Below are 11935 nucleotides of genomic sequence, written 5' to 3'. Positions count from 1 at the left end.
ACAACTTAGAGTAACTGAAGACCCTGAAGTTCGATAACTCTGGCAACTCCGTCACCTGTGTGGTTGTTGTCCGCAAACATTCCAATTAGATCATCGTAAGCGATTAAGAGGTCTTCCGTAGCGTTGGCTGCTCTAGAAATGTCGTTGTCAACATAGATCGTGGGGAGGACTTCTAGATCAGGAGCTATCTCGGCGAGTCTTGTCTTGAACCCATCATCTCTATCTGTAAGAACCTGAACACCAGCCATTGCACTTACTAGACCGATCTTGCCCTTGAGGTCCTTACCTGCTGCCTTGAGATACTCAACAAGCTTATCGGCTGCGAGAGCGCCTCCTACTCTGTTGTTGGTAGCGAGGAATGAATTGTATCCGGTATCATAGACGAAGTTGTCAATGAGAATGATCTTGATACCCTGCTTGTAAGCTTCGTCAAGAATCAGAGAAGGAGCTTCCGAGCTTGTCGAAGAAATAACGATTGCGTCTGGCTTCTTGTTGACAACGTCCTCAAGAATAGCGACCTGCTTGTCGATGTCTGACTCGGACGGAGGTCCGTAAACCGTGACATTAACAAGGCCCTGTAGATCGTGTTCGGCGTTCTCGGCGCCGACTATCGTGTATTGCCAGAAGTCAGAATCCGTTGCCTTGACTATGAAGGCAATTTCGTAAACTGCAAATCCCAGTGTGGCTCCGAAAAGAATTGAAGCCATGACAAGTAGCATAAGTACTTTACGCATTAGCAAAACCCTCCTTATAAAGTTGTTCTGTACATACGAATGTACACATGTACGTACAAACACTATAATTATAACAAGCGACCAAACTCGAAACAAATTTGAATGACAGAGGAAATCTTAGTGATAAGAAGTTTAGAGAAAAAAAGAAGACATAATCGTCTTTAATCACTCTTAATCATCGCCAGTTGTTTCAGGAAAGGTTGGTCTTCTGGACTCTGTCTTATCTTCTGAGTTCTCTTTTCTTTGAATACATTGCAAGCTCGGCATTTCTCAGCACATCATGAAAATCAGTTAGCATGTCTCTCTTAGTGGCTACTCCAAATGAGACACTAGCTTCCACGGCGAAACAGTCTATCTTGCTCAGATTTTTCTCGATTCTTGAAACGATTTCCTCTGCCATTTCGGTGTCTGTTCTCAGAAGAAGGACAACAAACTCATCTCCACCCCATCGAACAACTAGATCCTCGTGCCTGCAGGATTCCTTGATTGTGCGAGATATAGTCTTCAGATAATCGTCGCCGTAGAAATGGCCGAAACGGTCGTTCAAACCCTTCAGCCCGTTTACATCCGCGAAAATTACGGAAATCGGAAGATTTCTCGAAGTGTTTACTCTCGATACTTCCTCATCGAAGAAGGTCCTGTTGTAAAGACCGGTCAGCGAATCGTGAAAAGCAAGGAACTGTATTTCTCTAGTCTTCTTGATCTTTTCAAAGGCTCCAAGAGCATGAAGCATCAACAACTCGGCAAGCTCTGCATCTTCATGTTTGAAGCTCCCGGACTCAAGTGTGACTGTTTGAAAAACGCCGAAATCACCGATGGGAACACTAAGTACAGCCTTGATCCTACTGCTTGAAGGTATTGCATCGACTTCCTTCGAAACGTCATCGACTATTATCGTTTTCCCGGTCTTCAAAGTCTTTCCAGCAATTCCCTCGTACTTTGGAACCCTTGTATTGACTTCGATGTTGTTCGAGTTTCTCTTTGAGATAAGATAGTCTCCTTCGACAATATCAAGACTGTAATAGTCGAAGCTGAGAATTTCGGTGGCCGCTTTAACTATGAGGTCATAGACTTCCTCTTCTTCTGTGCAGTTCTCCATCTTAAAGGCAATATCGTGGAGACTCCTTATCTTGTCCCTGAGGCGCTCGTTTTCAGTTACTTTCTTCTCAAGCTCCTCGGTTCTTGCCTTAACGCGCCCTTGTAAAGTGTGGTTCCAGAACCAAAGACCAAATAGCACGCCTATGAATATAACGAGCATTCCAACAGACAAGAGCAATTCCTTTCTATTCTGTTCAAACCAGTTTGCGGAGCCAAACCATTTCTCGAATATATCCTTATACTCACCGCTCTCTCTGACAAGGAGAAGTCCCTTATTGAGCTTGTTGAGAAGAACAAAGTCATCTCTTGCTGTGGCGAAGGCATAATCTCTCTCGAAAACCGTGGCACCGGAAACCTCGAGATTATCGATCTCATTCTCTTTCGCAAAATAGAGAGACTGATACTTCTCGAAGAGGCCAAAATCCCCGGTGCCCGATGAAAGAAGCTTCAAGCCGTCAAGAGGAGACTCAACAGCGACAATCTTGTCGGTTATTGAGTTTTCCAGGAGATAGTCGTGCATGACATCGTTTCGCTGAACTATAATTTCCCTTCCTTCTAGATCATCTACGTCAGGTTCTTCGGAACCTTTTCTGTAAAAGATCGCCATGTGCAGAGTATTGTGGGGAATCGAAAAACCGTATATCTTTTGCCGTTCGGGAGTGACAGCCATGCCTATTAGTCCGTCAAGTTCTCCTGACTTGAACCTTTCGACAACGAGATCCCATTCACCGAGCTCTATTTCTATATCCAGCTCGGCGACTCTAGAGACGGCCTTCATCAGGTCCACATTGAATCCCGTGTACTCACCGTTTTCATCAACAAACTCATACGGAGGATAGGCGCTATCACCGCCAAAAATCAGCTTGTCCGCAAAAATAAAAGTACTTACTAGAACCAAGAAAAATAAGAAGAAAGCCTTCTCGTTCTTCATCAATTCACCCCGATTAGAGATATGATAGCACAATCATTACGAAAAATTGAAGTTCTAAAAACCAGGAATTTAGTCGAATCATTTGTGGGTCTTATTTATCGCTCGCAATCAGACTACAAAGTACTTTCCATTAACTCAAAAGCAATATTGTGGAAAAATATTTAAAGGTTTTTGCGGTCTACATTTGTGTGCTTTCACTTTGTTCTAACAATTAAATCAATTAACTAATTTTTCATCGGTTTTCAGAGCATAACGGTCAATAATAATCAAGTGGCTTAAAACAGTCTTTCATAGACTTTCGCTCCATAATCTAGACTACGGCCGCGAAAGTAATCGACACGTGTATTAAGATTGAAGAGAGAATAAATGCCTGGGGGGAATTGTCTTGAAAATACTTGTTCTTCTAAAACAGGTCCCGGACACCGATGAGGTGAAGCTCAATCCAGAGACGGGAACAATGATAAGAGAGGGTGTTGGCACCGTAATCAATCCTCTCGACCTGCACGCGCTGGAAACAGCGTTGAGAATCAAAGAGACTGGAGATTACTCCGTTACGGTTGTTTCTATGGGACCACCTGCGGCAGAAGAGGCCGTGAGGGAAGCAATAGCAATGGGCGCCGACAGGGCGGTGCTTCTCACAGACCGTAAGTTCGCAGGCGCCGATACGTGGGCTACATCAATGGCTCTCGCGAGATTTGCGGAAAAAGAAGGTCCCTTTGACCTGATCCTGGCCGGCGAAAAGGCTACCGACGGAGAAACCGGTCAGGTGGGCCCTGAAACAGGTGCTATGCTGGGTGTTCCCGTTGCTACATACGTTTCTAGAATAGCTGAACTAGATGAATCGGGCATTACAATCGAACGCGAAGTGGAAGACGGAAAGGAAATATGGAAGCTACCCCTACCTTCGCTTGTTTCGGTGACTAAGGATGTCAATGAACCCAGACTCCCTACCTTGAATGGAAAGAAACTCGCGAGAAACGCATCAGTAGAGAGGATCGGCAACGATTTTCTGGAATTAGATCCATCTGAGATCGGCTTGAAAGGATCACCCACAAGGGTAGTAAGAATAGGAACCCCGAAGCTCTCTAGGAAGGTAGAGATGTATGAGGGAAGCAGTATCAGAGATGGAATAGATGAGATAAAAAAGAGGTTGGCACCCTATCTGGAGGTGAACCATGAGTGATCTCCTGGTAATCGCAGAAAGAAGAGGAAATGAAATCCACTCAAGTACATTCGAACTACTTGGAAAGGCCAGAGAGTTATCCATAAAGAGGCCTCTTACGGTTTCTGTAGTGGTTCTTTCCGACAAGCCTGTCGAAGAGGAATCGGCTGACGCTCTCTTCTCAGGAGGGGCAGATCGAATTATCCAGGCAGTGGATAGAAGCTTCTCAAGATTCAATTTCGAACCATACACAAAGACTCTGGCAGCTATCGTAAGAGAGTTCGCTCCAGAGATCGTACTTGCACCGGCCACGACTTCAGGCAGAACCTATATGCCCGGCCTGGCGGCTCTCTTGAAGACTGGCCTGACGGCCGACTGCACCGGTCTAGATATAGAAGAGGAAACTGGAAATCTTCTTCAGACAAGACCTGCCATAGGCGGCAACATAATGGCGACGATAAAGACCCCGAATCACAGGCCTCAGATGGCCACCGTGAGACCCAAGACATTCTCGGCTCTGAAGGAAGCGTATGAAAGCAAAAATGAACTGGTTAACTTTAAAGTGACTCCAGATTTGACCCAAACTGAAGCAAAACTAATCGAGTTTCATCCAATAGGAGCGGGGCAGAAGGGAGTTCAGGACGCCGAAGTGATAATCGCCGGAGGCATGGGACTTCGAAGGGTTGAAAACATGGAACCGATCTTCAGGCTTTCAAAAATGATCAACGGAACCGTTGGCGCTTCAAGGAAGATCGTTGATTCGAAGTGGATAGGACATGAAGCTCAAGTCGGATTGAGCGGCCATACAGTTAAACCGAAGATCTACATCGCTGCGGGTATTTCCGGCGCCGTTCAGCATATTGCGGGGATGCAAACCGCAGAGTTCATCGTTGCGATAAACAGAGACAGGAACGCCGCGATTTTCAACTTCGCAGATATTGGGCTTGTTGGAGACGCTGTCGAGATTCTGAACGAGCTTGCAAAGTCTCTTGAGTCGGAGGTGAAGAGATGAATTACGGACGGCTCAACGCGGACCTAATCGAAGAGCTACAATCACTACTCAACATCCCCGTCAAATACGATGAGGAGTCACTGGATAGATATTCTAGAGACGAGACGGCGGAACTGAAAGCCGTCAGACCGGAGGTCGTCACTTTCCCTGTAAGTACTGAGGAAGTGTCGGAGATCATGAAATTTGCAAACAGGCACTTGATTCCAGTTACCCCAAGAGGTGCTGGAACGGGCCTTTCGGGAGGCGCGGTGCCTTCATACCGTGGAATCGTCATGAGTTTCGAGAAGATGAACAGGATTCTCGAGTTCGACGAAGCAAACATGATGATTACTGTCGAACCGGGAGTGATAACCGGCGAAATTCAGAAACTGGCAGACAGGCATAATCTCGTTTACGGAGGCGATCCCTGCAGCAGCGAAAGCTCCTCGATCGGGGGCAACGTTGCGGAAAATGCCGGTGGAAACAAAGTCATGAAATATGGACCGACGGGATACCATGTTTACGGCCTTGAGGTTGTACTACCCTCAGGCGAGGTCACATACTTCGGAGGAAAGAGACTTAAGGACGTCAGCGGTCTGGACTTCGTTCATCTCATGGTCGGATCTGAAGGCACGCTCGGAATTGTAACGAAGATAACTCTGAGGCTGCTACCAAAGCCGAAGTATTCCGTGGCTCTGCTTGTACCATACCCGGATATCGACACGGCAATTGCCGCAGTACCTGGTTTGATGAGCGGTTCGGGTGTTGTCCCTACTTCCCTAGAGTTTATGGACGGCTCATCGATAAGGGCGGCCTGCAGCTTCCTGAACATCGAGTTTCCGTATGCTGACGCCGGCGCTCACCTGATAATTGAAGTCGAAGGCAACAGCAAAGATGCGGTATTCGACGATTACGTCAAACTCGGAGAAGCCGCCATCGAAGCGGGTGGGCTTGAGGCCTTTGTGGCAGACAACCGGAATACGAGAGACAAACTATGGAAGGCCAGAAAGTCGATTGCGGAAGCACTGGCCGCAATAAGCCCTGTACACAGCATGGAAGACGTTTCCGTTCCGATGGCGAACATACCTAAGCTAATAAAGAGGTCTGAAGAGATCGCAAAGAAGCGCGGACTCGAGATGATTGCCTTTGGCCACGCCGGCGATGGAAATGTCCATGTCACTTTCATAAAGGGAGACCTTCCCCAGGAAGAGTGGGACAGAAATCTCCCTCTGGCCGAGAAAGAGCTCTTTGACGAAACCACAGAGTTAGGGGGCTGCATCAGCGGAGAACACGGTATAGGTATCAAGAGAAAGAAATATCTCGCATCGATAGTAGACGAAGCGCAACTTGACCTAATTCGAGGCATAAAAAAGGCCTTTGATAGAAACAACATACTCAATCCGGGGAAAATAGTGGATCTTTGAAAAGAAACCGAGGTTGGGGCCATCAAGATCTGAAGTGATGCTGCCTCCAGCAGGAAGTGAGGCTCGCTGGCGCGAGGAAGTGATGCCCGGAAGGGCATCCGGGGAAGTGATGCTGGCGCTTACGCACCAGGAGGCAAAATCCAAAGAAAAAGAGCAAGGGATCAGTTGTAAGTTCCAAGTTGCAAGTTCTGAGTTGCGAGTAGAAAAGCCCAACAAAACGGGTTTCGGGTCTCGTGAACAGAAACGGCTAATAAATTCAAGGTTTTGCTGCGTTTGAGAAAGTTATCCTGACATCGGTTTATGGAAGTCCCTCACTCTGTCATCCCGAACTTGTTTCGGGATCTGGGCTTCGAAGGGAGACCGAGGGTAGAGGTCAGTGGTAAGAGGTTGGAAAGAGCAAAGGAACTGGTTGGTCGTTGAATGGTTCTCTGTTCGCTGAGGAGAGCCTTGAAGCAATAGCATCGAGATTCCGACCAGGAGCTTTGTCGGAATGACTGAATTGGGCGTTTTCGGAATAACGGTCAGTTGTCATCCCAATGAGCAGCCCTGAAGCCTGCCCCAATGAGCCTGCCCTGAAATGCTCTTGTTCAGGGCTCCTGTTTGGGGTCTCTGTTCAGGGTCATCCCGAACTTGTTTCGGGATCTGGGCTTCGAGAAACCAAGGTTGGGGGTTCGAAAGAGCAAGAGAAATTGGTTGACCGTTGAGCGGTTCTCCGTTTGCCGAGGAGAGCTGTGAAGCAATTCATCAAGATTCCGACCAGGAGCTTTGTCGGAATGACGGGAACCATCACGACCTCAGTACTATAGAGAGGCTGTCATCCCGAACTTGTTTCGGGATCTGGGCTTCGAAGGGAGACCGAGGGTAGAGGTCAGTGGTAAGAGGTTGGAAAGAGCAAAGGGACTGGTTGGCTGTTGAATGGTTCTCCGTTCGCTGAGGAGAATCTGTTATTCGTTCTAGAGCAAGGATCTGTTCTTAGTTCTTGGTTAAAGTCAAAAACCACGAACAAGAGATGCTGAAGTGAGTTCATGACGCGTTGTAGCGTTTTCGGAGTAACCATACGCTGTCATCCCGAACTTGTTTCGGGATCTACTGTCTTTGGAAACCGTGGGCATGCATAGCAGGTAGCTTGTTCCAAATGACTTTCAAAGAAAGATTCTGAATCAAGTTCAGATGACGGATTTAGACGTTTTCGGAATAAGCATTCGTTGTCATTTCACGAAGCCTGTCCTGAAATGCCTCTGTTTAGGGTCATCCCGAACTTGTTTCTGGATCTGATCTTCGAAAAGCCGTGGTTGGGGGTTCGAAAGAGCAAGAGAAATTGGTTGACCGTTGAGCGGTTCTCCGTTTGCCGAGGAGAAGTTGTTTGTTCCAGAGCGAGGATCTGTTCTTCATGTTCTTTCGAAGGACGGGTTCATGGTTTGGAAGGACCAGGGACGGCTCTTTGCAGCGACCAGCGGGTTTTTGCTCTTAAGCGTAAAGCGTCTCTTAGGATCTCGATCTTATCCAAGAACGAAGAACCTGGACGCGCAGCGTCGGAACGAAGAACCGATGCTTCTTGGCGGGGACGGAGGACCATTGACGGAAAACGGTTTTTCATAAGCGTACAGGGGTTCTGCAAAGGATTTCGCTCCCAAACCTCTCTTTCTTTGTTTCTTGCCTCCTGGTGTGCAAGCGCAAGCATCACTTCTTCAGAGGCTTGCCGTCATTGCGTCATCTGATGCCCCTTAGTGCAATGCATCCCGCCGAAGGGGAGACTGAGGCAAAGCCTGATGGTCACGTGTAGCGTGACTGGCTATAATAGAATCGACTTATAGTTATTTCATGCTATATATGGAGCAAAATATAGAACAAAATGGAGGTCACTATGGATTTGAGAAAAGAGCTGGTCCTTTTCGCGAGGCTGGCATGGGACAGAAGACTTACCGAGAGTACCGGTGGAAATATGAGCGTTAGAAATGGAGATCATTTTGTGATTACCCCCACAACAATGGTGAAGCACTTTCTCACGGAAGAGGATCTTGTCGAGGTAGATCTGAATGGAAGGAAAGTTAGTGGGAGGCGCGAACCATCATCGGAATACAGGATGCATTTGAAGATTTACAGAGAGTGTGAAGACGTGGTTTCCGTTTTCCATGCTCATCCCGTTTACGCGACCACTATCGCAGTTCAGCAGAAGAAGTTTCCTGTGAATGTTCTTCCTGAAACTGCGCTCATGCTGGCTCCGATAACCTATCTTCCCTACAGAATGCCTGGTACGGATGATTTTGCGGAGATATTCGACGAGGGTTTGAAGCTGGGCTCGCGAACCTTCGTTTTGAGAAACCACGGTGTTACAGTCGGCGGAAGTAGTATTGAAGAGGCATATGCAAAGCTCGAGACGCTGGAGTTTCTGGCTCAGATCACCCTCCTTTCCGGTGCCAAACCCGGTTACCTCGAAATCCCTTCCGAAGATGTGGAGAAGTTCTTGAAAAAAATAAGAGGATCTAAGGAGTAGTTTCAGCCATTCTTTAGATTTTCACGCAGAAGCACCCGAGATTGCCTATAAAGTCGCGTTTCAGGGTGAATTTATTCTCTCCAGTTGCTTTTCAAAGGAAGGAGTTTTGTCTCTTTACTCGAAAAATATACTTGTCAAAAGAGTTTATCCACTGGAAACCGCTGCTGCTGCCTTCAATTAGACTTCACGATTGTTTTTGGTTCGATTCTCTTTTGACTGAATTACTGATATTTCAGAAGGCTTTATTCAGTTTGAAAAAAACAGACTGTGCACGAGAAGTCCATCTGGTGGGTTTGTAGACTTCCACTCCATCTTTAGTCGCTGTACAGGACAAATGAAAGAAGAGGCAGTGTCGTAGTAGACACTGCCTCTTCAACTTGAACCTTATCAGTAGATTACTATAGAAGTCGAAGCAGAAGCGGGAATGGCCCCTTCTAACTCGGCAATTGCCATGATGTCGTACGATCCTGCGCCGAGATCCTCAATAGCACTCGCCGGTATCACGCACTCGAACAATCCGGCTTCGGTCATTGCGGCTTCGAACTCCCTTGCCTCCTGTCCAACTATCAGGGACAGAGTCACCTTTCCGGTTGTTGCGGGAACAGCCTCATCTATTGGATAAGTGACTTCCGAGACGTAAACACTTACAGGAAGATCGCTGCCCTTAGCCACAAAGGCAGGCGTTTCCAAGCTGTCTATCTGCATCCTTACAGCTTTCAGTTCCTCTATCCAGTATGTGTCTTCGTAAGGGTAGTCGGGATCTCTGAAAGCTCTCAATTCCATGTAGTTGGAAGTCGAGTCGAATTTCGACAGATAGAAAGGTCCATTGCTTATATAGGCGTGGCCGTAATTGTCTATGAATTCGATTGCAGCCTCGTATCTGCCAAGTACGTATTCCTCGTCGACAAATTCTTTGATGTAGTTCGGAATATGCTTTCTTTCCTTCATCTCGACAAGTTTAGCTCGGATGTCTTTCACACAAGCAGGAGCAATGGCATCTACTTCTGTGAAGGCGGGATCCATTGTAATTGAGTAAGCAGTACCGGATTCGCTGCCTTCAGTTACAAGGAGAGACATGGCTTCTGCTATCTCCCAGGCACAGCCAACTGGATGACCCGACGAAGAAACGCTTATACCTGGTGCTGCCCAGCTAGCAACTCTTTCCTTGCTTGCCGGGAAGTTGTAATCGAAGTATACGGTTATGGTGTCGTCCTCGTTCAAAACCCAACCTATGATTGTATCGAGACCACTCTTAAGAGAAGAAGAATATGCCTGTTCGTACTGGAGATCATCGTCACCCTCTTTGCTCGCCCATTCCATCTGGAATGCTTGGGCATAGAGGAGGTCAACGACCGAAATCGGCTGCCCATGGTGAAGTTTGCCAAACTTGAATTCATAGGTAGCCATGGAGATCGACTTCTTTCCTTCTCCAACTTGTAGCCAGGCTTCGTTAAACGGGCAGTAGTTGATAGCATTTGCGGGCACTTCGTAATCTCCGACAACGTCTCCTTCTTCATTACGTCGCGCCTTTGTTTGAACTTCAATCGGTACCGCTCTCAAAGGTGTTGGAATAGCCGAAGCTGGGCTTTCGAACATTGCCGGGTCATATAGGTTTTCGGCAATGTAGTTCGAATAAACACTGTCAAAACCATCCGTCCCTATCGGGTCCCAGGCATCCATGAAGAGAGATCCCATAGCCGAGAACTGTGTTATGAACAGCGTTCGGTCATCTGTAACGGCCGTTCTTATCGACCATGTGTTTAGACCGTCTCCCAGCCCATATGCGAACCTCTGCTTGAGTCTTGATGCGTTCGCGACAAAAAAGTCGAGCTGATTGACAACGTATATCCTAACAGCTTCTTCCAAACCGAGTTCAAGGCCTCTTAGCGCAAGTTCCCAGTACTCTTCCTCAGTCAAGAAGTTACCGGTATAAGCCTTGAGAGTGACTTCATCGATCTCATCCTGTTCGTAGTTCCAGAAGCCTTCTGTCATTCCGCCTGGCATGTATCCATACCAGGGAGCATACATCTGCGCGACGATATGTTCCCAGAAGGCCCTCGTTGCACCGGCTCCCCAGCCTTCCGTGTACATCTGCCAGGTAAACTCCGCCGGATCGCCTCCGTAGACGACGTTACTGCACTTAATCCTGTCCCAGTACAACCTTTCCGCCTTCAGTCCTGCCTTTTCAAGCTGATCCGCAATGTAGTCTCCTTCCTTTAGACGACCCTGGGGATCATCGACCCTAATGGCTATCTTGATTGTTACCGGCTCATTATCGAAGTACCAGAATCCGTCGTCCTTCTTCTCCAGCCTGCCAACATTTTCCGGTAGTGCGGCTGCAGCTTGCATTGAGCTCTCTATGACTTCCAAAGCCCTTGCTTCGTTTCCTTCAGCCGTCAAACCAAACTTCGTGGCGAGAAGGTTGTACCTGTACGTTCCCGGCTGGCCAGTAGTAGCCATTGTGAAGGCCGGTGTCCCGGCTCCTCCGAGAATCTCGTCAACAAGGTATTGCCTGTTGATCAGGTCGTTCATCGCGAATCTGATATCCCTGATCGCAAAGGCGTTGAAGTACTCCTTCCCTCCAACTTCAACGACATATGGCGCTTTGTTAGGGATCGGATTCATCAGTAGCGACCAGGATCCTGATGGAACAGCATACAGGTCAAGCTTGTCTCTAGTGGCCTGATCCAGCCCGAAGATCTGTGGCCCTGAAAGACCCCACATGAATATATCTGTAAGACCTTCAGCCGTGTCCTTCAGCGCGATCTCTTCCGACATTCTCACGTTGAAGTAAACAAGATCAGGATAAGGTCCCTTCTGCGAGGACAGAGCAAGTCCGCCCAGCAGCAATAGCATGACCAACAGCACATAAGTTAGCTTCTTCACTTCCTTCGCCTCCTTAAGAAATTAGCGTTTCGATCGAGTCACAACTTGAACTGGGATAAAGTTGTTTCGTCTACGTAGTGGCAAGAAACGAGAGAGATAAATATAGAACGAAAAATCAGTGTGTTTGATTGTCGATGCTGAAGTAATCCATGCTTCACGAAGAAGCTAATGTATTTGCAAGATTATTATATTACATTCACATGCAAAATCAGAAG

The 11935-nt window shown here is 47.4% G+C and carries 7 protein-coding genes; 4 read left to right on the top strand and 3 right to left on the bottom strand.

Going from position 1 to position 11935, the window contains the following annotated elements; all coding sequences use genetic code 11:
• Positions 1 to 5: 5 nt before the first annotated feature.
• Positions 6 to 734 (bottom strand): substrate-binding domain-containing protein, encoded by a 729-nt coding sequence (locus Y696_RS12220; RefSeq protein ID WP_259459948.1) that lies wholly within the window; start codon positions 732 to 734, stop codon positions 6 to 8.
• A 220-nt stretch (positions 735 to 954) separates the two neighbouring features.
• A complete protein-coding gene (locus Y696_RS12215; protein ID WP_121510694.1) occupies positions 955 to 2763 on the bottom strand; it encodes a diguanylate cyclase in 1809 nt (602 codons plus the stop codon).
• Positions 2764 to 3148: 385 nt separating this feature from the next.
• On the opposite strand from Y696_RS12215, the gene Y696_RS12210 reads away from it, so the two are divergent.
• From Y696_RS12210 to Y696_RS12185, 4 genes are all read left to right on the top strand, one after another.
• Positions 3149 to 3946, top strand: coding sequence for an electron transfer flavoprotein subunit beta/FixA family protein (locus tag Y696_RS12210; RefSeq protein ID WP_121510693.1), 798 nt, complete (start codon positions 3149 to 3151; stop codon positions 3944 to 3946).
• Positions 3939 to 4937 carry an electron transfer flavoprotein subunit alpha/FixB family protein gene (locus Y696_RS12205; protein ID WP_121510692.1) on the top strand — a complete coding sequence of 333 codons (999 nt, stop codon included), beginning with the start codon at positions 3939 to 3941 and terminating at the stop codon, positions 4935 to 4937. Before Y696_RS12210 ends, Y696_RS12205 begins: the two co-directional genes overlap by 8 nt.
• Positions 4934 to 6340 (top strand): FAD-binding oxidoreductase, encoded by a 1407-nt coding sequence (locus Y696_RS12200; protein WP_121510691.1) that lies wholly within the window; start codon positions 4934 to 4936, stop codon positions 6338 to 6340. Before Y696_RS12205 ends, Y696_RS12200 begins: the two co-directional genes overlap by 4 nt.
• Positions 6341 to 8204: 1864 nt before the next feature.
• Positions 8205 to 8834, top strand: coding sequence for a class II aldolase/adducin family protein (locus tag Y696_RS12185; protein ID WP_006489452.1), 630 nt, complete (start codon positions 8205 to 8207; stop codon positions 8832 to 8834).
• A 387-nt stretch (positions 8835 to 9221) separates the two neighbouring features.
• Here Y696_RS12185 and Y696_RS12180 read toward each other — a convergent pair whose 3' ends face one another.
• Positions 9222 to 11720, bottom strand: a complete 2499-nt coding sequence (locus Y696_RS12180; protein ID WP_006489453.1) for an ABC transporter substrate-binding protein — start codon at positions 11718 to 11720, stop codon at positions 9222 to 9224.
• Positions 11721 to 11935 lie beyond the last annotated feature (215 nt).

The organism is Mesotoga sp. H07pep.5.4 (assembly GCF_003664935.1).
In the GTDB taxonomy this organism is placed as follows: Bacteria; Thermotogota; Thermotogae; order Petrotogales; family Kosmotogaceae; genus Mesotoga; species Mesotoga prima.
The sequence above is the reverse complement of the archived record's forward strand: the minus strand, read 5'-3'. Positions and strand labels throughout refer to the sequence as shown.